Consider the following 22068-nt stretch of genomic DNA (forward strand, 5'->3'; position numbering starts at 1 on the left):
AAGGAGCCGTGGGGGGAATGGGGAGTACGGGGTGTGTAACGTCCCGTTAATCTACGAAGCGGTCGATACGTCGTCAAGAGTCTAACGACGAACGCTCCAGAGTGATCTTCGCTAGTCAGCGGGGGGATGCGCCCGGCCGTGCCCGGGCCGGACGCGGATCGCCGACTCGTCCAGGCCCGCCACACCCGGCTGTCCGATCAGTGCGAGGGTGCGGTCGATCTCCTCACGCAGGATCTCCAGGACCCGGCCGACACCGGCCTGGCCGCCGGCGGCCAGGCCGTAGAGCCAGGGGCGGCCGACGAGGCACGCCCGCGCCCCGAGTGCCAGTGCCTTGACGACGTCGCCGCCCCGGCGCACCCCGCCGTCGAGGACGACGTCCACCTCGTCGCCGACCTCCGCCACGATCTCCGGCAGCACGTCGAGCGCCGCGGGCAGCGAGTCGGCCTGGCGGCCTCCGTGGTTGGAGACCGCGACGCCCTGGCAGCCCACCTCCACCGCCCGCCGGGCGTCCTCGCTCGTCATCACGCCCTTGAGCAGCACGGGGCCGCCCCAGGCGGCGATCATCCACTCCAGGTCCGCCCAGGTGTGGCCGGGGTTCAGCAGGCCCGCGGTCGCGGCGGCGAGACCGCTGGTGCTGCGCTGCTCCGGCATGAGCCCGGTGAAGTTCGCGAAGGTGACCTTGGGGCCGGTGAGCAGCTCGGCCAGCCAGCGGGGATGGCTCAGCACGTCCCAGCCGGTGCGCGGGTTGACCTGGGGCGGGACGGTCAGGCCGTTGCGCAGGTCCTTCTCCCGAGCTCCCACGACCGGGACGTCGACGGTCACCACCATGGCGCCGAACCCGCAGTCCCTGGCGCGCGAGATGAGCGCCTGGATCGTGCCGCGGTCTCCCCAGGGATAGAGCTGGAACCACTGCGGCGAGGTGACGGAGCGCGCCACGTCCTCGAACGACACGCTGGAACCCGAGCTGACCACCGACACCGTGCCGGACCGCTCGGCGGCGACGGCCGCCGCGACCTCGCCGGCGCGGCCCACCATCCGGGCCAGCCCGGTGGGTCCGAGTATGACCGGCGTCTCCAACCGCCGGCCCAGCACCGTGACCGCCTGGGGACGTGAGCCGACGTCGACCAGCACGCGCGGCCGGAACGTGATGTCGGAGAACGCGCGCCGGTTCTCCCCGACGGTGAACTCGTCCTCGGCACCGCCGTCGACGAAGTCGAACACCATCCTCGGCAACCGGCGCCGAGCCGCCTCCCGCAGGTCCCGCAGCGTGATCGCCCGCCGGTACTGCCGCCTGTGCACTTGCTTCCTCCTGGTACGGGAACGTTCCCGACGCGGGCCGCGCGCCGGCGGGACCCGCGTCAGGGGGTGGCTGTGACGGGGTCAGCCCAGGTCGAGGACCGCGAACAGATCGGGGTCGCTGCGCCGCAGCCGCCGGTAGTTGGCCGCCCACATCTGCTCGCGGAAGCTGCTCCTGAGGTACGCCGAGCGGTAGCTCTCGGCGGTCGTGCGGTCCAGCGGCCTGCCGCCGACCGCCATCGCGGCCAGCTGGTAGCCCGCGCAGAGCTCCATCAGCAGCGCCTCCACGGTCACGTGCTCAAGGGTGTCCCCGACGTGCAGCGATCCGTGGTGGCCCATGAGCAGGGCCTTGCGCCCGCCCAGCGCCGCGACCATGAGCTCGCCCTCCTCGGACGGCACCAGGTTCGGGTCGTCCACCCACGGCACCACCTCGTCGAGCAGCAGCGCCGCGTAGTCGTAGTACACGCCGTAGGGCTCGTCCGTCGTGCTCAGCACCGACATGTTCTTGGCGTGGGTGTGGATGACACAGTTCACGTCGGGGCGGGCCCGGTAGATGGACGCGTGGAAGTTGATCCCGACCGACGCGGGCAGCGTGGCGGGCTCGATGACCTCAAGGTCGAATCCGACCTTGCTCACGTGCTCGGGAAGCGTCTCGTCGAAGTACTGGAACGGGGTGACGAGGAACGCGTCCTCGCCGGGCACCCTGAGGCTTACGTGGCCCCCGACCTGGCTGTCGAGACCCTCTCGGTGCAGGATCCGCCGGGCGGCTGAGATCTGGAAGCGGGGGTCGCTCTCGCTCACGCGGTGGGAGGGAGCGGCACTCACGTTCGCGGTGAGAGTCATGTGATCCTCCGATTCGGCTGCCGCTCGGACGGCGGCACCGCCTGTCCGAGGAAGGCTAGCCGTGCGACTATTCCGGCGCTAGGGTTCTAGTGACGCTTGGTTCGAGTCACTGTCCGTACCCGCGGGCGCCCCGGGCCGAGGCGACGGCGGCGGCGCGACGTCCAGATGGAGGACTGATGAAGGCGGGACGCATCGGGATCCTCGGGGCCGGAGGCATGGGGTCCGCCTTCGCGGCACTTCTCGCCAGGTCCGGCCACGACGTCGTCCTCATCGGCCGTGGCAGTGAGCATGTACGGGCGGTCGCGGCACGGGGTCTCACCGTGCTGCCGCCCGACGGGCGGCCGTGGACCGTCGCCCTCGACGTCAGCCCGCACGCCGAGGACCTGCCCCCCGGATCGCTGGACGTGGTCGTCATCCTGACGAAGGCGTACGACCTCTCGGCGGCGGCGCGTTCCGTAGCGCCCGCGCTCACGCCGGGCGGGGTCGCGGTCAGCCTGCAGAACGGGCTCGGGCTGGCGGCCCGGCTCGCCGCCGTCTTCGGCGGCGAGCGCTCGCTGGTCGGCACCACGACCGTCGGTGCCGCGCTGCAGGGCCCCGGCCGGATCTCCGTCTCCGGGGCCACCGCCGCGGGCGAGTCCTTCACCTACCTGGGCGAGATGGGGGAGGCTCGCGGCGGCGCGCGCGCCGCCGGCGTCGTCGCCGCGCTGAGCGCCGCCGGCATTCCCTCGGCGTACCTCCCGCAGGTGGGCGAGGAGATCTGGCGCAAGCTCGCCCTGGCCGTCATGAGCCCGGTCAGCTCGGTCCTGCGGCTGACCGTGGGCCAGGTGTGGGCCAGCGACGAGGGCAGGTCCCTGGTGCGGCGGATGTTCGACGAGGTGGTGGCGGTCGCGCTCACGCAGCAGGTGCGGCTGGACCCGGAGCGCGCCTGGGCCCACGCGAGCCAGGTGTTCGAGGGCACCGGCGAGCACTACACGTCCATGTGCGCCGACGTCATGAACGGCCGCAGGACCGAGCTGTCGAGCATGGCCGGCGCCGTCCATCGAATCGGCCGTGAGCAGGGCGTCCCGGTGCCGACGCACGGCGTCGTGCTGGAGATGCTCGGCGCGCTCGGGGTCAGGTGAGCGCCGTGCCGACCCTCCGGGCAGTTACGTGGTAATGCTTCTAGCGACTAGTGGTCGGCAGGCTGCGGGTCCGCGGCTCCCCGGCCGAAGGGTGGCACGACGGTGATCTCACTCGCGGCAGGAACCGTGCTTGACGCCGCTCCCGCGCGGATCCTTGAGGCGGCGAGCGCGGCCGGCTACGACGCGGCCGGCCTGCGCCTCGACCCGGGCTCCGTCGGCCTCGCCGAAGCGGAGCGGCTACGCCGCCAGGCGGACGATCTCGGACTCCGGCTGCTCGACCTCGAAGTGGTGCGGCTGGGCCCGGATCGCGACCCGGACCACCAGCGACGGCTGCTCGACCTGGCCGACGCGCTCGGGGCACGGTTCCTGCTGACCGTGAGCGAGCACCGGGACGACTCCGCCACGGCATCCGACCTGTCCCGGCTCTACGAGGCGTCGAGGAACCACACCGTCCGGATCGCCCTGGAGTTCATGCGGTTCACCGGCGTGCCGACGCTGGCCGCCGCGCTGGAGGTGCTGGAGCTGACCGGCGCGGTCGACGCCGTCGTGCTCGTGGACGCGCTGCACCTGCACCGTGCCGGAGAGCTCCCCGAGGATCTCGCCGGAGTCCCGGCGGGACGGATCGGCTACGTGCAACTCTGCGACGCGCCGGCGCGCGCGCCGCAGGGACTCCAGGCGCTGTCCTGGGAGGCGAGACACGATCGCCTGGCCCCGGGGGAGGGGGACCTGCCCCTGGCCGAGCTGCTGGCCAGGGTGCACCCCGAGGTCCCGCTCAGCGTCGAGGTCCAGTCCGACCGGCTCGCCGCCCGATGGGATCCCGCGTCCAGGGCCGGACATCTGCTCGCAAGCACCCGGCGGCTGCTGGCCGCCGGCGGCACGACGATCTGAGGAGTGACCCGATTGAGAATTCTGGTGACGGGTGGTGCGTCGGGGATCGGTGCGGCGGTCTGCCGGCATCTGGACGGCATCGGCTGGACGGCCGTCCCAGCCGACCTGCACGCTCCCGAGGGAGGTCTGGCCCTCGACACGAGGGACGAGGCCGCCTGGGAGTCGGCGCTCGACGCGGCCGGTCCGCTGGACGGCCTGGTGAACTGCGCCGGGATCCGCAGCCGGTCCGGCATCACCGAGCTGGACCTGGCCGACTTCCAGAAGATGCTCGACGTGCACGTCATCGGCACCTTCCTCGGCATCCGGGGGATGGCGCGGCGCTGGTCGGCGCAGGGGAGGACCGGCGCGGTGGTGAACATCGCCTCCGTCGTGGCCACGCACGCCGTCGCCGGTCAGATCCACTACGTGGCGGCCAAGGGGGCGATCGCCGCCATGACCCGGGCGGCCGCCGTGGAGCTGGCTCCGGTCGGCGCGCGGGTGAACGCCATCGCCCCCGGGATCATCCGGACGCCGATGACCGCCGACCGGCTGACCGACCCCGACCAGACCGCCTGGCTGATGTCACGCGTCCCGGCGGGCAGGCCGGGGGAGCCGGAGGAGATCGCCACCGCGGTCGCGTTCCTGCTCTCCGACGCCGCGTCGTACGTGAACGGCGCCCTGCTGCCGGTCGACGGCGGGTGGATGGCGAGCTGACCGGCTTCCGATGGGTCTCCGGCGGGTCTCCGGCGGGAGAGGCCCCCGGAGGGGGAGGTGTCCGTTTCGCTAGGCTCGGATGATGGGCTCTCCTAGAACACTTGTGCTGTGGGATATCGATCACACGCTGGTCAGCATCGACGGGGTCGGCAGGGACATCTACGCCGAGGCGTTCCAGGTGGTGACCGGGCAACCGATGCGGCGGGTCGCTGCCATGGCGGGGCGGACCGACTGGGCGATCACGGCGGAGACGCTCCGGATGCACGACGTCGAGGTGTCGGAGGAACTGCTGGGTTCCTTCGTCGCGGCCCTCGCCGAGGCGTTCGTCGTCTACGAGGCGGAGATCTCACAGCGGGGCAGGGTCCTGGCGGGGGTGCGCGAGGTGCTCGACGTGCTGGCGGGCCGGGCCGACGTGATCCAGTCGCTGCTCACCGGGAACATGGAGCCGCTGGCGGTCGGCAAGCTCAGGGCGTTCGAGCTGGAGGGTTTCGTGGACTTCGAGGTGGGTGCCTACGGGATGGACCACGAGGACCGCGCGGTGCTGGTGGGCCTGGCGCAGCGGCGTGCCGCGCGGAAGTACGAGGAGTCCTTCACCGTGCGGAACACGGTGCTGGTCGGGGACACGCCGAACGATGTCCTGGCCGGGCTTGAGGGCGGGGCGCGGGTGGTCGCCGTCGCCACCGGCTCCAGCGACGTCCAGGCTCTGAAGGAGGCCGGCGCGGAGCTGGTGCTGGAGGATCTCGCCGACACCGCCGCCGTGGTACGGGCCCTCCTGGGACCGTCGGATCTGTAGGCCGCCTCCGTGTGCCGCGGGGAAGCGGGTACGTCAGCAGGCCGGTACGTCGACGAGCCTGACCAGTTCCGGGAGGACCGTGCCCAGCGGGGCGTCGACGGCGAGCGTCGCGTAGCCGTCGCCGCGGGTCGGGCCCTGGTTGACGATCGCCACGGGGATGCCGAGCTTCGCGGCGCGCAGCACGAACCGGCGGCCGGACATCACCGTCAGCGACGATCCGAGCACCAGCAGCAGGCGTGCTCGCTCCACCAGGGCGTAGCACTCGCGGACCCGCTCCGGCGGGACGGTCTCCCCGAAGAAGACGACGTCGGGCTTGAGCACCCCCCGGTCACACGCCCGGCAGCCGACCAGCTGGAACCCGTCGACCTCCTCGTCCGCCAGCTCCACGTCGCCGTCCGGGTTGATCGCGCCCGCTCGGGCACCGAACCGGGGGTTCGCCAGCGTCAGGCGATGATCCAGTTCCTCACGCGAGCTCGAATCACCGCAGTCCAGGCAGATCACCTGATGCAGGCTGCCGTGCAGCTCGACGACCGCCTCGGCGCCGCCCGCCTGGTGCAGGCCGTCCACGTTCTGGGTCACGATGCCGGCCACCAGGCCGCGCCGCTGGAGCCGCGCGACCGCGTGGTGGCCGCTGTTCGGCCTCGCCCCGGTCATCGCCCGCCACCCGAGGTAGCTCCGCGCCCAGTAGCGCCGTCTGGCGGCCGGGTCGCCGGTGAACGTCTGGTAGGTCATCGGGGTGTGCCGGACCAGGGAGCCGCGCGGCCCCCGGTAGTCGGGAATCCCCGACTCCGTCGATATCCCGGCCCCGCTCAGCACCACGACACCGCCCGCGGCCACCAGCTTCGCCAGCGCCCTCGTATCCTCGCTCACCCTCCCATACTGACCCACCCCGCCTACCCGGCCGGACTCGGGCACGTCCTCTCCGGATGCCTTCCGAGGTCAGCGGAAGTCGTCGGCGTGGTCGGCCGCCCACCGGCGGAACGGGGTGGCCGGTGCTCCGGTGAGTTCCGCCACGACGGAGGTGGTCGTCTCCGGGGAGGCCACCATCCGCGCGTGCGCGTCGATGATCCCCTCCGCCGCGGCGGGCGGCCAGCCCTGGTCGAGCAGCTCGCGCAGCGCGATCTCCGGTGCGATCTCCTCCCAGCGCGTCGGCCGGCCGATCGCCTCGCCGATGGCGGTCACCTGCTCCACCTGGGTCAGCGCCTCCGGGCCGGTCAGCACGTATCTCGCTCCGGCGTGGCCGGTGCCGGTGAGCACGCTCACCCCCGCGGCGGCGATGTCGCGCTCGTGGATCAGTGTCCTGGTGGCCGCGCCGTGCACCCAGCGGACGACGCCGGTCCGGCGGATCTGGTCGGCCCACATCAGGGTGTTGGCGGCGAATCCGCCGGGCCGCAGGAACGTCCACTCCGCTCCGGACCGCTCGATCAGCCCCTCGACGAGGGCATGCGAGCCGAGGATCGAGTTCGGGTCCTGGTCGGGGGCGTCGGAGGTGCCGCGCGCGGAGAGGTAGACGACGCGGCGGGCGTACTTGGTGATCCTCTCGATGGTCGCGGGCGCCGCGTGGTCGGCCGCGAGGGTCGGCCAGACGAGGAACACCGAGTCGACCCCGTCCAGGGCGGCGTCCAGGCCGCCGGGGTCGGCCAGGTCGCCGCGTACCACCTCGGCGCCCTCCGGGAGCCTGGCGGAGGAGGGATCGCGGGCCAGCGCGCGCACGGTGGCGCCCGCGCCGAGGAGCCGGGCCACGACCTGACCGCCGACCTTGCCGGTCGCCCCGGTAACCAGAATCATGATGATCTCCTTTGTCAGTGGGAACGTCGCGATCAGTCTTCATCCTCAACCTTGGTTGAGGTCAACGGAGTCAGGGAGGATGAGGCCGTTGTCCACCGAGCGCCAGCCGTTCTCCGGAGGCGAGGGCGGGAAGGCCGGGACGCCGTGGACGCGCGGGCGGGTTCTCGCGTCGCTCGCCGTGCTGGTCGCCGGGCTGCTGGTGTTCCATGACGCCGTGCCGAACGCCGTGGGCAACCTCGGCAGCCTGCTGGAGACGTTCCTGCCCTGGGTCGGCCTGGCGGTCCCCCCGCTGGCGGTTCTGGCGCTGCTGCGGCGTTCGGCCCTCGCGGCGGTGGCCCTGCTGCTCCCGGTGACGGTCTGGGCCGCTCTCTTCGGCGACCGGCTGCCGTCCGCCGGGCGGGGGGCGGCAGACCCGGCGGTGCCCCAATTGACGGTGTCTCGATTGACGGTGTCTCAATTGACGGTGTCTCAATTGACGGTGCTCCAGCACAACGTCGCGGACGACAACCCCGATCCGGCCGGGACCGCGCGGGCCCTGGCGGCGGCCGGTGCGGATCTTGTCGCGCTGGAGGAGGTGACCCCCGAGGCGCTGCCCGCCTACGGGGCCGCCCTCGCGCCGGACCACCCCCACCGCGCCGTCGTGGGCACCGTCGGGCTCTGGTCCGCCTATCCCCTCACGGACTCCCGGCCGGTGGACATCAGGCCGAAGGGCATCGAGGGCGACTGGAGCCGGGGGCTGCGGACCACGGTGCGGACTCCGTACGGCGACGTGGCCGTCTACGTCGCCCACCTTCCCTCGCTCCGCGTCCGGCTGCCGGAGGGCTTCGGCTCCGGCCGGAGGGACGAGAGCGCCGTCGCGCTGGGCGCGGCCCTCGCCGCGGAGAGGTTGGAGCGGGTCATCCTGCTGGGCGATCTCAACGGCACCCTCGACGACCGGGGCCTGGCCCCCCTCACCACACGGCTGACCCCGGCGCGGGAGGGCTTCGACTTCAGCTGGCCCGTCGCCCTCCCCGTCGCCAGGATCGACCATGTCATGACCCGCGCGATGATCCCCGTCAGCACCTGGACCCTGCCCGCCACCGGCAGCGACCACCTGCCGGTCATGGCCCGCGTCAGGTTCTGATCCCCGCGAGAGCCGGTCGGCGCGTCGCGTTCTCCGCGGTGGCCGGAGGTGGTGACCCTGCGCAGGACGCCCCGCAGCGTGGCGACGGTGGCGGCGTCGATCCCCACGGCGGTGCCGATCCGCCACCGAGCCGGACGGATCACGGTGAGACCGGCGTGGGCACCCCCTCCGCGGTCGTCTCGTCGTCCTCGATCACCGCGCCGCTGAACTGCGCCGAGTACAGGCGGTGGTAGGCGCCGCGGGTGGCGAGCAGCTCGTCGTGGGTGCCGTGCTCGACGATGCTTCCCTCCTCCATCACCAGGATGAGGTCGGCGTCGCGGATGGTCGACAGCCGGTGGGCGATGACGAAGCTGGTGCGGTCCGAGCGCAGCGCGGCCATGGCGTGCTGCACCAGGACCTCGGTGCGGGTGTCGACCGAGCTGGTGGCCTCGTCGAGGATGAGCAGCGACGGGTCGGCGAGGAAGGCGCGGGCGATGGTCAGCAGCTGCTTCTCGCCGGCGCTGACATTGCTCCCCTCCTCGTCGATCACCGTGTCGTAGCCGTCCGGCAGGGTGCGCACGAAACGGTCGACGAAGGTGGCCCGCGCGGCGGCGAGGATCTGCTCCTCGGTGGCCCGGGGGTTGCCGTAGGCGATGTTCTCGCGGATGGTGCCGCCGAACAGCCAGGTGTCCTGGAGCACCATGCCGATGTGCGAGCGCAGGTCGTCGCGGCGCATCGCGGTGATGTCGATGCCGTCGAGGGTGATCCGGCCCGAGTTCAGCTCGTAGAAGCGCATGACGAGGTTGACCAGGGTGGTCTTGCCCGCGCCGGTCGGGCCGACGATCGCGACGGTGTGCCCGGGGTCGGCCACCAGGGACAGGTCCTCGATGAGGGGCTGCTCCGGGTCGTAGCTGAAGGACACGTGCTCGAACTCGACACGGCCCCGTCTGGCGGTGGGCACCACCGGATCGGCCGGGTCGGGCTCCTGCTCCGCGGCGTCGAGCAGCTCGAAGACCCGCTCGGCCGAGGCCACCCCCGACTGCAGCAGGTTGGCCATCGAGGCGACCTGGGTCAGCGGCTGGGTGAACTGCCGGGAGTACTGGATGAACGCCTGCACGTCACCCAGGCTCATCGCCCCGGTGGCGACCCGCAGGCCACCGACGACGGCGATGGCGACGTAGTTGAGGTTCCCGATGAACATCATCATCGGCATGATGATCCCGGAGATGAACTGGGCGCCGAAGCTGGCCTTGAACAGCTCCTCGTTCCGCTCCCTGAACACCTCCTCGACCTCGGGGCGGCGGCCGAACACCTTCACCAGCTCGTGGCCGGTGAACGCCTCCTCGATGTGGGCGTTCAGGGTGCCGGTGTGCTTCCACTGCGCGACGAAGTGCCGCTGTGAGCGCTTGGCGATCATCCCGGTGGCGACCATCGTCAGCGGGATGGTCACCAGGGCGATCAGCGCGAGCAGCGGTGAGATCACGAACATCATCGCGAGCACGCCGATCACCAGCAGCAGCGAGTTCAGCAGCTGGCTCATGGTCTGCTGCAGGGTCTGCGAGACGTTGTCGATGTCGTTGGTGACCCGGCTGAGCAGCTCGCCGCGCGGCTGGCCGTCGAAGAACCTGAGCGGAAGCCGGTTCAGCTTCTCCTCGACCTCCTCCCGCAGCCGGTAGACGGTGCGCTGCACCACGTCGTTGAGCAGGTAACCCTGGTACCAGGCGAAGACCGAAGAGGCGACGTAGAGCGCCAGCACCCAGAGCAGGACCGTGCCCAGCGCGCCGAAGTCGATGCCCTGACCGGGTACGACGTCCATCCCGGCGAGCAGGTCGGCGAAGTTGTCGTTGCCGGAGGCGCGGGCCGCCTCGATCGCCTGCTGCGTGCTCGTCCCGGCGGGCAACTGCTTGCCGATCACCCCGGTGAAGATCAGGTCCGTCGCGTACCCGAGGATCTTCGGCCCGACGACGGAGAACACCACGCTGATCACGGCGAGGCCGATCACGGCCAGCAGCTTCGGGCGATCGGGGTTCATCCGCCGGGCCAGCCGCCGCGCGGAGGGCCCGAAGTTCATCGACTTCTCCGCGGGCATCCCGGCCCCTCCCATGGGGCCCCGGCCGAAGCCGCCGCCTCCGACGGGTGGCCGCGGTCGCGCGGTCGTCGTGGAACTGTCACTCATGCTGCGGTCTCCGCGGCTAGTTGGGACTCGACGATCTCGATGTACGTCGGGCAGGAATCCAGCAGCTCGTCATGGGTTCCCAGGCCGACGATCACGCCGTCGTCCAGGACGATGATCTGATCGGCGTCGGCGATGGTGGAGACCCGCTGGCCGACGATGATGACGGCGGCCTCGGCGGTGTGCGGGCGCAGGGCGGCGCGCAGCCGCGCGTCGGTGGCCAGGTCCAGGGCCGAGAACGAGTCGTCGAACAGGTAGATCTCGGGCTTGCTGACCAGTGCCCTGGCGATGGACAGCCGCTGTCGCTGCCCGCCGGACACGTTCGTGCCGCCCTGGGTGATGGGCGCCTCCAGGCCCTCGGGCATCGCCTCGACGAAGTCGCGAGCCTGGGCCACCTCCAGCGCCTCCCACAGCTCCTCGTCGCCGGCGTCCGGGTTGCCGTAGCGCAGGTTGCTGGCGACGGTGCCGCTGAACAGGTACGGCTTCTGCGGCACCAGGCCGATGCGCGACCAGAGCACCTGGGGGTCGAGGTCGCGGACGTCGACGCCGTTGACCGAGACCGTGCCCGAGGTGGCGTCGAACAGCCTGGGCACCAGCGAGACCAGCGTCGTCTTGCCGGAGCCGGTGCTGCCGATCACGGCGGTGGTCTGTCCCGCCGCCACCCGGAAGGAGATGCCGGACAGCACGGGCGCCTCCGCGCCCGGGTAGCGGAACTCGACGTCGCGCATCTCCAGTTCGGCGCGGCCGCTCACCTGCCGTACCGGGTCGCTGGGCGGCGTCACCGACGACTCGGTGTCGAGCACCTCGGTGATGCGCTCGGCGCAGACCGCGGCGCGCGGGATCATCATCGAGATGAAGCTGGCCATCATCACCGACATGAGGATCTGCATCAGGTACATCAGGAACGCGGTCAGGGCGCCGATCTGCATCTCGCCGCTGTCCACCCGCCCGGCGCCGAACCAGAGCACGGCGATGCTGGAGACGTTGAGGATCAGCATCACGGTGGGGAAGATGAGCGCGGTCAGCCGTCCCACCCGCAGCGCGGTGTCGGTCAGCTCGTCGTTGGCCTCGGCGAACCGGCGGGTCTCCTCACGCTCGCGGACGAAGGCGCGCACCACGCGGATGCCGGTGAGCTGCTCGCGCAGCACCTGGTTCACCCGGTCGATGCGCTCCTGCATCGCGCGGAACTGGGGGACCATGCGGACGATGATCAGGCCGATCGAGACCAGCAGCGCGGGGACGCAGACCAGCATGAGCCAGGACAGGCCGAGGTCCTGGCGCAGCGCCATGATGATGCCGCCGGCGCCCATGATGGGGGCCGCGACCAGCATCGTGCAGGTCATCACGACGAGCATCTGGACCTGCTGCACGTCGTTGGTCCCGCGGGTGATCAGGGAGGGGGCGCCGAAGTGGGAGACCTCCCTGGCGGAGAAGCCGCCGACCTGGTGGAAGATCGCCGAGCGGACGTCGCGCCCGAAGCCCATGGCCGCGTGGGAGCCGTAGTAGACCGCCGCGATCGAGCAGGCGATCTGCACGAGGGAGACGGCCAGCATCCAGCCTCCCGCGGTGAGGATGTAGCCGGTGTCGCCGGTGGCCACGCCCTGGTCGATGATGTCGGCGTTCAGGCTGGGCAGATAGAGCGAGGCGATGGTGCCGACCAGCTGCAGTACCACCACGGCGGTCAGCGCCGCCGAGTAGGGGCGCAGGTAGGTGCGGAGCAGACGGGTCAGCATGGGGTCTCTTTAGGTGGGGTGGCCGGGAGAGGGGCGTCGTACCGGGGGGCCGGCCGTCGGCCGGTCTCGTCCGTCGTCCCGGTAGCCGGGATCATGAGGATTTCCTCCAGCGGGGGAGTGTCGGGCTCAGCCTGCGACCTGAACTTCGGTTGAGGTCAAGGGGGCGGGCCGAGATGGGGAGAGGTGCGGAGCCCGACCGGTGGCCTGGAAACGATCTCCGAGAGCGGCAGCGGGTCGCTTTCGACGAACTCCCGATGGTCGCGCGCGACAGGCGGCGGCCTTGGCGCAGCCGGTCGTGGGGGCTCGATCGGGCCGGTGAGCACCTGCCGGATGAGGGAGCCCTGGCACGTCGGTCATCCTACAAAGCAAGTGGACAGGTCGCTCACCCATTTATTGCGGTTCAGCCGCATGTGGTGTTCGAGGGACCGGAGGGGCCCCGGTGAAAGAAGTGATCGTTTCCGGCGGAGCGCGGAATCTTTTTCCGGCAAATGTAGGAAAACGGCGCGAAAAACCCCATCTTTCACCCGATGCGGCGGGCCTCATCTGCGATCTAACGTCGTGTGGCAGACAACCTGACATCACCACGACAGCCGTCTGCCTGTCGGCCAGGAGATCACCTGATGCCCCGTGCCCTCGCCCACCGTCCGTGGGTGCCCACCGTCACCGAGGATCGCGTCCAGTCCGTACTGAAGGCCGTGACGGACCAGACCGCCTCCTCGATCCAGAACGAGATCGAACGGCTGGTGGCCGGCAACCACCGCATCCACGACGTCGAGTCGGTCAACCTGAACCCGGCCACGAACATCATGAATCCCCGGGCCGAGGCGCTGCTCTCGGCCGGTCTCGGGTCGCGGCCGTCACTGGGGTACCCGGGTGAGAAGTACGAGATGGGTCTGGAGGCGATCGAGCAGATCGAGATCATCGCCGCCGAGCTGGCCGCCGAGGTCTTCGGCGCCGGCTACGCCGAGGTACGCGTCGGCTCGGGAGCGCTGGCGAACCTCTACACCTTCATGGCCACCTGCGAACCCGGTGACACGATCATCGCCCCGCCGGCGAGCATCGGCGGCCACGTCACGCACCACGAGCCCGGCGCGGCCGGCCTGTACGGGCTGAACATCGTTCCCGCCCCCGTCACGCCGGACGGCTACACGGTGGACGTCGACGCCCTGCGCGAGCTCGCCGAGCGGGTCCGGCCGAAGCTGATCACCATCGGCGGCAGTCTCAACCTGTTCCACCACCCGGTGGCGCGCATCCGCGAGATCGCCGACGCGGTCGGCGCCCGCGTGCTCTTCGACGCCGCCCACCTCTGCGGCATGATCGCCGGAAAGGCGTGGCCGCAGCCGCTGGCGGAGGGCGCCCACCTGATCACCATGAGCACGTACAAGAGCCTGGGCGGGCCGGCGGGCGGGCTCATCGTGACCGACGACGCCGAACTGGCCGAGCGGCTCGACGCGATCGCCTACCCGGGACTGACCGCCAACTTCGACGCGGGCAAGACCGCCGCGCTCGCCATGACCATGCTCGACTGGAAGGCGGCGGGGCCCGCCTACGCGCAGGAGATGATCGCGACCGCGCGGCGGCTGGCGGACGAACTGCTCGCCCTCGGCGTCCCGATCTTCGCAGCCGACCGGGGGTGCACCCGCTCCCACCAGTTCTCCGTGCCGGCCCACCGCTACGGCGGCGGGCAGCGGGCCGCCCGGCGGCTGCGCGAGGCGAACCTGCTCAGCAGCGGCATCGGCCTGCCGATGGAGGCGGTCGAAGGGGACGTGAACGGCCTGCGGATCGGTACGCCGGAGATCGTCAGGCTCGGGATGACCGAGGCGGACATGCCGGAGCTGGCCTCGTTCATCGCCCGCGGCCTGGACGAGAACGTCGACCCGGGCACCGTGGCGCCGGAGGTCACCGAGTGGCGGAGCCGCTTCTCCGGCGTGCGCTTCACGGTGGACAACCCCTCCTGAGGAGGGCATACGCCGCGCTGTGCTGAAATCCGCCCGTATCCCGGCTCCCGTGTTAGCGGCGTGGAAGCCGGGGTAGGGCGGCCGTGCGCCCGCCGTCGCGCACCCCGCCAGGGGAGATCCGATCACCCGGCGGCCGGTCCTTGTCCGGGGCGTGGCCGCAGGGGCCCGGCGTGAGAGGAGAGCACGGTGGCCGACCAATCGGATCTGATCCTCGACCTGGTGTGGCAGGAGTTCCACGAGGTGGTGAACATGACGTCTGAGGAGCTGCGCGCCTTCCTGCTGGCGTCGGCCTCGGCGGACGGGGGCGTCGCCAGGAGCCCCGAGTCGGCCATGCCGCCGCTCGGACGCCAGGTGCTCGGGGTCCTCGGCAAGCGGAAGGACGACCTGACCGCGGACGACATCGAGACGATGCGGCAGGCCGTCGACCGCGTCGAGGACACGCTGGCCGAGGGGAGGGTCGGCGATGACGACGACGACCGGCGGCGGGCGCTGCTGGAGGTCGGGCACAACCCGCTCCGGCCGTCCCGGCTCCGGGGCTGACCTCAGGCGCGCGCCGACCAGCGGGCCAGCAAGTCGGCCTCCCGGCCGGGGGTGATGGTGTCGGCCGTGTCGAAGGACGACTCCGCCTCGCGGATCTCGCGGATCGACCGCCCCAGGGGGCGCGGGCCGAGTCCCGCGGCGCGGGCGGCGGCGGGGTCGGCGGCGTTGATCGATTTTTGCGGGTCGCCTTCTGACCACAGGGGTAGCGACAGGCCGTTCTCCCCCTCGGCGAGCAGGAAGTCCTGCCCGACCCAGGTCAGGGTGGTCTCCGGCGGCCCGACCTCGGCCACGATCGCCTCCAGCAGGTCGCCGAAGGAGAACGGCGGGGGAGGGCTGACCGCGTGGAAGGTGCCCGGATGCCTCCCCTCGACCATGGAGACGACCCAGGAGGCCAGGTCGCGGGCGTCGATCACCTGGATGGGGTCGCCGGGGTCGCCGGGCGCGAGGACCTCTCCGCCGCGCGCGATCCGGTTGACCCAGTAGGTGAAGCGGCCGGTGTGGTCATGCGGGCCGATGACGTACGTGGGCCGTACGACCAGCGTCGCGGGCCCGAACGCGTCCACCGAGGCCCGCTCGCACAGCACCTTCATCGGCCCGTACACCTCGCCGGTCACCGTCTCGGGGATCGGCCCGTCGAGTTCCGCCAGCGGGGAGTCCTCGGTGAAGCCCGGCCGTTCGGGCGCCTGGTAGACCGCGGTGCTGGAGACGAAGACGTACTGGCCGGTGGAGAGCGCGCCGGCGAGCGAGGTGACCTGCGCCGGATGGTAGGCGCTGACGTCGACCGTCGCGTCCCAGTGCCGGTCGCGCAGCACGGACAGGTCGGCATTGCGGTCGGTGAGCAGGTGCTCGGCCTCGGGGAACAGTTCGGGGCCCGTCATGCCCCGGTGCAGCAGGGAGACCCGGTGCCCGGCCGCGATCGCGGCCGCGGTGATGTGCCGGCCGACGAACCGGGTGCCGCCGATGATCAGGATTCGCATACCTCACATTGTGGCGAATCGGCCGAGGTGACCCGCAGAGCGTTTCGCGGTCAGTAGCCGCCGAACCAGCCGGGGACGTCGAGCCGGAAGACGTCCCCCGAGGTCACGGCGCGCAGGTCGGACTCCAGGGCGCGCAGGCGGTCCTCGCCGAGGGTCCTCGCCCAGCCGGCGCGCAGGTCCTCGAAGATGCGCGCGGACCGGGCGAGGCTGTCGAAGCCCCGCTCGGTGAGCCGCACGATCTTGCGGCGGGCGTCGCCGGGGTCGGAGCGCCGCTCGACGTAGCCCAGGTGCTCCAGGGTGTCCACGGTCTTGCCCGCCGCCTGCTTGGAGACGCCCAGCCGCCGGCCGAGTTCCACGGCGGTGGTGCCCTCGGGGCCGATCGCCTGCAGGACGAACCCATGCATCGGACGCATGTCGGGGTGTCCCTGGCGGGCGAGCTCCACGTGGAGCTCGTCGATGAGCATCCGGAAGCCGAGGAAGAGCCTGAGCGGAAGTTCGAAGCCCGGAGGGTCGGCCGGCACGATCGTCTCCGCCTCACTATTTCGACAATGGTGTTGTCGAGCTTAGGGACTCCCGCCGTGGCTGTCATCCACGGGGTGGCACACACCCCGAGTGGGCGTTCGGACGGGCACCGGCCCCACGCGCGCCGACGGCATCGCCAGGCCGGGCGCACCGGCTCGGTGAAGGGTCGTCTTCACCGCGGGCGCCCGTCGGGGCGGCGCGGGTCCTGGAGCCACTTGTCGGTCTGGCGGGTCGCGTTGGGCGCGCCGGGGGTGCCGGGCGAGCGGCGGGTGGCGCGGGTCTCGGTCACGGTGAAGTCGGCCACCACGTGCCGGTTGTGCAGCAGGAAGCCGACGACGCCCGCGATCGCCTGCACGCTGCCCCCCGCGCGGGCGTGGCCGGTCAGGAGGTAGACCAGCGGCGTGGACGGCTGGTCGAGGGCGAAATGGCGGTCGTGGTGGTGCGCGTCCTGGAGCGTTCTTATCGGGATCGGCCGCGAGGTGGTGAACCACGCGGCGACCTCCCAGGAGGGCTGGGTCTGGTCGCCGTCGGTCGATTCCTCGTAGCAGGTCGCGCAACCCCGGCGAGCGTCCTGCCCGTGGGGGCACGCCCAGGCGGCGAGGTCGTGCGGCATGCTGCGCTCGGACATGAGCTGACCGTACCTTCCCGTACGGAGAGACCGGCGTTTCGCCGTCCCCCCGCGCCGGGGCATCGGGTTTTCCGTCGGATGACCCCGGCGTCGTGCTGTCTCGGTTGCTGTCGCCTGCCCGTTTCCGGCCCCGGCACTCGCCCGCTCCCGCGAGTGCGCCCGCGAAATATCCATATATTTCGTGGTTTCTGCAGGTCATCGAGAGGAAGGAGTGATCTTGGGGGCGTTTCGAGGGCTTCGGTGTGGGCATCGGACCGATCGGGGGCATCGAACGGGGGACGCATGGCGCGTGGGTTTGACGCGTCCGCTCACTACGGGCGGCGCATCGCCGACGTTCACGACGGCGGCATCACGGTGAACGACTCACCCGGGGGCGCGTGCAGGCCCCTGACGGCTTCCGGGTTCCCGGCGAACCCGGATCTCTCGGCGGCTCCAAAGACGCCGAGGTCTCCTGGGCAGCCGCGTCTCCCCGAACTGCTGGGCTCTCCCGGGTCTGGACCGTCACGCGCCGCGAAGCCCCCGGGACCCTCGGGGCCCCAGAGGTCCCCGAGATCCCTGAAGCCCGCGAAGCCTCCGGGGCGCTCGAAGCCCGCCGAGCGCACGGACCCGCCGGACCGGCCGGCGCTGCCCGCCGCGCGGGGCCCGATCAGCGCCCTGCTCTTCGAACGGCTGGTACACCCACCGCACCGCTTCGGCCTCCTGTCGCTCCCGCTGCTGTCGTTCCCCGCCCGTTTCGCGGGCCCGGTCCTCGCGGACGAGGACGTGCAGCTGGCACTCTTCGTCTGCTACGAGCTGCACCACCGGGGCTTCGAGGGCGTGGACGAGCGATGGGAGTGGAACCCCTCGCTGCTGGAGGTGCGGGAGATCCTGGAGGCACGGTTCGAGGAGGGGCTGGCGCGGGCCGTGTCGTGCCCGCCCGCCCAGCGGCCCGAGCACCTGAGCCAGGCCCTGACCGATCTGGTGGCCGCCGCCGTCGACGGCCCCGACCTGCCGGGGTTCCTCCAGCGGCAGGCCGACCTCGCACAGTTCCGCGAGTTCGTCGCGCACCGGTCGATCCACCACCTGAAGGGAGCCGACCCGCACACCTGGGCGATCCCCCGGCTGAGCGGACGCCCCAAGGCGGCGCTGGTGGAGATCCAGGCGGGCCGGTACGGCGGCGGGCACGTCGAGCGGACGCACTCCGAGCTCTTCCGGACCACCATGCGCCGGCTGGGCATGGACGACTCCTACGGTGCCTACCTCGACCAGGTCCCGGCGATCACGCTGGCCGTCTCCAACGCGATGTCGCTGTTCGGGCTCCACCGGCGCCACCTCGGAGCGCTGCTCGGCCACCTGGCGGCCACCGAGATGACCTCCTCGGTCCCCAACCGCCGCTACTCCAGGGGCCTGCGGAGGCTGGGGGCGGGCGAGGCGGCGAGCCGTTTCTACGACGAGCAGGTGCGGGCCGACGCCGTCCACGAGCGGACCGCCGCGCACGACATGTGCGGCGGGTTCGTACGGCAGCACCCCTCGCGGGTCGGTGACATCCTGTACGGGGCGGCCTGCGCGCTGACCCTGGATCGGCTTTTCGCCGAGCACGTCATGAGCCGGTGGCGGCGCGGCGTCTCGTCACTGCGGGAGGTGGGCGCGGCGAGGCCGTGACGACCGAACCAGGTGGTACCGGCGGGGGGAGGCCCGTACCTCGGTCTCAGTGCCCGCCCATGGCCTGGCGGATCACGTCGCGGGTCCGGTCCACGAGCGCCAGCGGCGTCCCGAGCAGCAGGTTCTTGACCGCCGATTCGGTGCCCGGATGCGGGTGGGTCGGCGCCAGCGCCTCGGCCGCCTTCACCCCGGCGGCCAGGGCCCGGCGCTCGGCCTCGCTCGTCTGGGCGCGGAACCGGGGAAACTCGTGGCTCTCCTCGGCATGGGCGTGGGCCAGCACCGCCGCCCGCAGGACCTGCAGGTGCCCGGGGAAATCGGGATGGTCGGCGCCCAGCCTCTCCAGGTCGGAGAGCATCTGCTTGGCCTCCCGCTCCTCGGTGAGGCGCTCGTCGACCACGCTGTCCCCGTCCTCGATCTTGAGGCGCGCGTAGGGGTGCACGACCTCCTCCTCGGCGGTCTCGTGCACGGCCAGCAACCGCACCAGGCGCTGGAACGCCTCGGCACGCCGGTTCCCCGCGGGAGCGTTCTCCACCTCGTCGAACAGATCCCTGATCATCACGTGCTGGCGTACCAGCAGGTCCACCACGTCGTTCTCGTCCATCAGCTCGGGCACGTTCCCGTGGTCACTCATAGGTCCCCCCTTGTCAACAAAACGCTTACCCCCATCCGGGCGTCGAAACCCGAGGCGCCCCGGCACGGGCCGCGCGCCGGTGACCGCGTACCCGGAGACGCCCGCGCGAAGCCGCGGTCAGACGGTGATCCACTCGGTGACGACGGTCGCGCCCGCGAGGTGGCAGCGGAGGCTGAAGGGCCCGGCCGGGACGTCGTGGACGAACCTGCCCAGCTCGTCGGTGGCCAGCGTGGCCGGACGGTGCCCGAGGACCTCGACCTCCGCGGGACCCGGCGGCATCAGCTGGCCCACCACGCGCCCGCCGTCGGCGGTCACGGTGACCTCCAGGTCGACGGTCAGCTCCGCACCCTGGAAGGTCAGCATCCGCGGCGCCCTGTCGCCCCGCACCCGTGCGGGCCCGCTCAGGGAGTCGAAGACCAGCTCGGCCAGCTCGGCGTCGAGCGCGCGGAGCGTGTAGGCCTCGACGGCGACCTGCAGGAGCTCGGAGGGAACGGGGTCGAACAGCTCGACGGCGCGGCGCAGCTCCGCCTCAAGCGCGTCGTCGCTCATCGGAAGCCCCGTTCCGCGAGGAGGACGCGCAGCCGCCGCAGGCAGCGCTGCCTGATCGGCCCGATGCTCCCGACGGCGATGCCGAGCGTCGCCGACACCTCCTGGTAGCTGACCGGCGGCGAGGCCATGAGCAGCCGCAGCAGCCGCCGGCAGTTCTCTCCCAGTTCCTGGAACGCCTGCCACATGGCCCGCATCCGCTCCCGCTCCATCGACGCCTCCTCGGCGTCGACCACCGCCTGCTCGGGCGTACGACCGTCGGCGGCGCGGTCGAACACCTCGGGGTCGTCGCTCGGCGAGACCCGCCGAGCGGTCCTGATCACCTTGACGCACTCGTTCCGCGCCGTGCTGGCCAGCCAGGCCCCGACCCTGTCCGGCTCGCGGATCCGCGCGAGGTTCTGCGCGAGCCGGAACCAGGTCGTCTGGTAGACCTCCTGTGCGTCCGCGTCTCTCAGTCCGTGGGCGCGCACGACGGACCACACGAGCGGGCTGAGGCCCTCCACCAGGGATTTCCACGCCGCGGTCTCCCCGTCCACCGCGGCGCGGAAGAGGATGCCGGTCGAGTCTCGATCCACGGTGACGTCCCCTTGCCTTCGGGACTGTCATCGTACGACGGAGGGCCGATTCGGCCGCACCGGTTTTCAGAGCACGACCGGGACACTTTGCACGCTCGACGGCGTCCAGGTGGAGGGGACGAGGGCGGGGGCGGGCAGGCCCTGCACCCCCCTGCCGGACAGGGGGGTGCTCAGGAGCTCGGCGGCGGCCTGCCGGGAGCCGGTCACGTTGTTCCGCACCATGTGATTGACGATCATGCCGACGACCAGGGGCGCGGAGAAGGAGGTGCCGCTCCACTGCGCCAGCCCGTCGAACCTGACGCGTTCGCGGATCGCGTTCGGCGACGCCGCCATCTTCTCGCTGAGCTCGCCCCGGTGCGGAGGGAACTGGCAGGTGCAGTCGTAGGCGGAGCCGTACCGGCAGTGGTCGTAGGTCGAATGCTGGTAGTCGTAGGGCACCGGGGTGTCGTCCACCGCGGTGAAGGCGCTCACCAGGTGCTCCCCGGGAGCGTACGCCGTCACCCACGGCCCGTGACCGCTGAAGCAGGCCCGGTCCTGGCCGTCCTTCCGCAGCGCGCCCACCGACACGACGGCACCGGCGTAGTCGGGGTCGTCGGCGTAGGCCGCGGGATGGAACCGCTCGTCGCTGCCGTTGTTCCCCGCCGCGGCCACCAGCAGTGTCTCCGGGTGGTCGGTCACCAGCTCCCGCATGAAGCCCTCAAGCCCCATGAGCGTCCTGTGGTCCGTGCTCAGGGTCCCCGCGGACAGGTTGATGATGTCCGGCCACCTGTTCAACGGCCGCATCTCCCCGAGCAGGAGGTCGCCCAGGTCCTTCTCGGAGATGGCGCCCGCGTTGACGAGCGCCCCCTTCACCGTGATGGCGGCGCTGGGCGCGACGGCGCTGATCAGCCCGGCGATGAAGGTGCCGTGACCGACGTACTGCTTGAGTATCCCCTCGGAGTCCAGCTCGATCTCCTTGCCCTCGCCCTCGACGAGGCTCATCCACGGGTGCGACCTGTAGTTCTCCACCAGTCCCGTGTCGATCACCAGGACGGACACCGGGCCGGCCGCCGCGCCCGCGACCCGCTTGACCACCGCCGGGTTGGGCGGCCCGCATCGGGCCACGGGTACCGGCTCGTCGCCGGGGCAGCAGTTCACCGCGATGGACACGATGTGGTTCCTGGACACCATCCGGCGGCCGTTGGCACGCTCCAGCTCGTCGACGGCCCGCAACGCGTCCGACACGTCCCGGTCGCTCCAGCGCTCCGCACGGTCCAGCGGCCCGACCCGGATCCTGAACACGCCGCTCGGGCTCTCCTCCTCCTGCAGCTCCACGCCACGGTCACTGCCACGATCCCGGCGGAACGCGCTCCGGATGGCCTGGGTGACCTCGGCGGCCTCCTCCCGCCTGGCGAGAACACAGCCCTTCTCATAGAGGAACCTGGGCGAGTCGTCCGGGCCCGCCGCGAGCACGACCTCCTCTCCCATGGCGGCCTGGATCTGGTCGAACTGTTCCTGGAACCTGTCTGGTGCCATGTTCACTGTTCCTGTCTCGGTCGGAGATTCCTCACGTCGCCATGGGTTATGAGCCGCGGGGCGCCCGGTTGATACAGCCCTGCGTACGAGCACAGCGGCATGGAC

21 protein-coding genes are annotated in these 22068 nt (G+C 71.5%); 8 read left to right on the forward strand and 13 right to left on the reverse strand.

Annotation, left to right across the window (positions count from 1 at the left end; genetic code table 11):
• Positions 1-111: 111 nt before the first annotated feature.
• Positions 112-1299, reverse strand: a complete 1188-nt coding sequence (locus AB0K21_RS14975; RefSeq protein ID WP_364150166.1) for an alpha-hydroxy acid oxidase — start codon at positions 1297-1299, stop codon at positions 112-114.
• Between the two features lie 81 nt (positions 1300-1380).
• Positions 1381-2139, reverse strand: coding sequence for a class II aldolase/adducin family protein (locus tag AB0K21_RS14980; RefSeq protein WP_364150169.1), 759 nt, complete (start codon positions 2137-2139; stop codon positions 1381-1383).
• A 176-nt stretch (positions 2140-2315) separates the two neighbouring features.
• Here AB0K21_RS14980 and AB0K21_RS14985 point away from each other — a divergent pair, with 176 nt between their 5' ends.
• From AB0K21_RS14985 to AB0K21_RS15000, 4 genes are all read left to right on the forward strand, one after another.
• The gene (locus AB0K21_RS14985) at positions 2316-3260 is read left to right on the forward strand and encodes a 2-dehydropantoate 2-reductase (RefSeq protein WP_364150172.1); all 945 of its coding nucleotides are present in this window, start codon (positions 2316-2318) and stop codon (positions 3258-3260) included.
• Positions 3261-3362: 102 nt separating this feature from the next.
• Positions 3363-4148, forward strand: coding sequence for a sugar phosphate isomerase/epimerase (locus AB0K21_RS14990; RefSeq protein ID WP_343965742.1), 786 nt, complete (start codon positions 3363-3365; stop codon positions 4146-4148).
• Between the two features lie 12 nt (positions 4149-4160).
• Positions 4161-4841: an SDR family NAD(P)-dependent oxidoreductase gene (locus AB0K21_RS14995; protein ID WP_343965744.1), complete on the forward strand. Its 681-nt coding sequence runs from the start codon at positions 4161-4163 to the stop codon at positions 4839-4841.
• 82 nt (positions 4842-4923) lie between these two features.
• Positions 4924-5634 (forward strand): HAD hydrolase-like protein, encoded by a 711-nt coding sequence (locus AB0K21_RS15000; RefSeq protein WP_343965747.1) that lies wholly within the window; start codon positions 4924-4926, stop codon positions 5632-5634.
• A gap of 33 nt (positions 5635-5667) precedes the next feature.
• Here AB0K21_RS15000 and AB0K21_RS15005 read toward each other — a convergent pair whose 3' ends face one another.
• Positions 5668-6504, reverse strand: a complete 837-nt coding sequence (locus AB0K21_RS15005; RefSeq protein WP_343965749.1) for an NAD-dependent protein deacetylase — start codon at positions 6502-6504, stop codon at positions 5668-5670.
• 69 nt (positions 6505-6573) lie between these two features.
• Positions 6574-7422 (reverse strand): NAD(P)H-binding protein, encoded by an 849-nt coding sequence (locus AB0K21_RS15010; protein WP_364150177.1) that lies wholly within the window; start codon positions 7420-7422, stop codon positions 6574-6576.
• A gap of 79 nt (positions 7423-7501) precedes the next feature.
• On the opposite strand from AB0K21_RS15010, the gene AB0K21_RS15015 reads away from it, so the two are divergent.
• Positions 7502-8545, forward strand: coding sequence for an endonuclease/exonuclease/phosphatase family protein (locus AB0K21_RS15015; protein WP_364150180.1), 1044 nt, complete (start codon positions 7502-7504; stop codon positions 8543-8545).
• Between the two features lie 139 nt (positions 8546-8684).
• On the opposite strand, the gene AB0K21_RS15020 is transcribed toward AB0K21_RS15015, so the two are convergent.
• A complete protein-coding gene (locus AB0K21_RS15020; protein WP_343965755.1) occupies positions 8685-10700 on the reverse strand; it encodes an ABC transporter ATP-binding protein in 2016 nt (671 codons plus the stop codon).
• Positions 10697-12430 (reverse strand): ABC transporter ATP-binding protein, encoded by a 1734-nt coding sequence (locus AB0K21_RS15025; protein WP_343965757.1) that lies wholly within the window; start codon positions 12428-12430, stop codon positions 10697-10699. Before AB0K21_RS15025 ends, AB0K21_RS15020 begins: the two co-directional genes overlap by 4 nt.
• A gap of 620 nt (positions 12431-13050) precedes the next feature.
• Between AB0K21_RS15025 and AB0K21_RS15030 the strand changes: the two genes are divergently transcribed.
• Both AB0K21_RS15030 and AB0K21_RS15035 read left to right on the forward strand, forming a co-directional pair.
• Complete coding sequence (locus tag AB0K21_RS15030) at positions 13051-14388, forward strand: aminotransferase class I/II-fold pyridoxal phosphate-dependent enzyme (RefSeq protein ID WP_343965759.1); 1338 nt, start codon at positions 13051-13053, stop codon at positions 14386-14388.
• A gap of 186 nt (positions 14389-14574) precedes the next feature.
• The gene (locus AB0K21_RS15035) at positions 14575-14928 is read left to right on the forward strand and encodes a DUF3140 domain-containing protein (protein ID WP_343965761.1); all 354 of its coding nucleotides are present in this window, start codon (positions 14575-14577) and stop codon (positions 14926-14928) included.
• Positions 14929-14930: 2 nt separating this feature from the next.
• Here AB0K21_RS15035 and AB0K21_RS15040 read toward each other — a convergent pair whose 3' ends face one another.
• The 3 genes from AB0K21_RS15040 to AB0K21_RS15050 form a co-directional block, all read right to left on the reverse strand.
• Entirely contained in the window at positions 14931-15905 is a 975-nt protein-coding gene (locus AB0K21_RS15040) for an NAD-dependent epimerase/dehydratase family protein (protein WP_364150186.1), read from the reverse strand.
• A 50-nt stretch (positions 15906-15955) separates the two neighbouring features.
• Positions 15956-16426: a MarR family winged helix-turn-helix transcriptional regulator gene (locus AB0K21_RS15045; RefSeq protein WP_343965766.1), complete on the reverse strand. Its 471-nt coding sequence runs from the start codon at positions 16424-16426 to the stop codon at positions 15956-15958.
• Positions 16427-16599: 173 nt separating this feature from the next.
• The gene (locus AB0K21_RS15050; protein WP_343965768.1) at positions 16600-17055 is read right to left on the reverse strand and encodes a hypothetical protein; all 456 of its coding nucleotides are present in this window, start codon (positions 17053-17055) and stop codon (positions 16600-16602) included.
• Positions 17056-17337: 282 nt separating this feature from the next.
• Here AB0K21_RS15050 and AB0K21_RS15055 point away from each other — a divergent pair, with 282 nt between their 5' ends.
• A complete protein-coding gene (locus tag AB0K21_RS15055) occupies positions 17338-18696 on the forward strand; it encodes an iron-containing redox enzyme family protein (protein ID WP_364150191.1) in 1359 nt (452 codons plus the stop codon).
• Positions 18697-18742: 46 nt separating this feature from the next.
• Here AB0K21_RS15055 and AB0K21_RS15060 read toward each other — a convergent pair whose 3' ends face one another.
• The 4 genes from AB0K21_RS15060 to AB0K21_RS15075 all read right to left on the reverse strand — a co-directional run bounded on the left by AB0K21_RS15060 (position 18743) and on the right by AB0K21_RS15075 (position 21963).
• Positions 18743-19327 (reverse strand): hemerythrin domain-containing protein, encoded by a 585-nt coding sequence (locus AB0K21_RS15060; protein ID WP_343965775.1) that lies wholly within the window; start codon positions 19325-19327, stop codon positions 18743-18745.
• A gap of 117 nt (positions 19328-19444) precedes the next feature.
• The gene (locus AB0K21_RS15065; RefSeq protein ID WP_364150194.1) at positions 19445-19876 is read right to left on the reverse strand and encodes a hypothetical protein; all 432 of its coding nucleotides are present in this window, start codon (positions 19874-19876) and stop codon (positions 19445-19447) included.
• Positions 19873-20448, reverse strand: coding sequence for a sigma-70 family RNA polymerase sigma factor (locus tag AB0K21_RS15070; protein WP_343965779.1), 576 nt, complete (start codon positions 20446-20448; stop codon positions 19873-19875). The genes AB0K21_RS15065 and AB0K21_RS15070 overlap by 4 nt, the downstream gene beginning before the upstream one ends.
• A 66-nt stretch (positions 20449-20514) precedes the next feature.
• Positions 20515-21963 (reverse strand): S8/S53 family peptidase, encoded by a 1449-nt coding sequence (locus AB0K21_RS15075; protein ID WP_364150197.1) that lies wholly within the window; start codon positions 21961-21963, stop codon positions 20515-20517.
• Positions 21964-22068 lie beyond the last annotated feature (105 nt).

Source organism: Streptosporangium sp. NPDC049248 (genome assembly GCF_040678965.1).
Taxonomy (GTDB): Bacteria; Actinomycetota; Actinomycetes; order Streptosporangiales; family Streptosporangiaceae; genus Streptosporangium; species Streptosporangium fukuiense.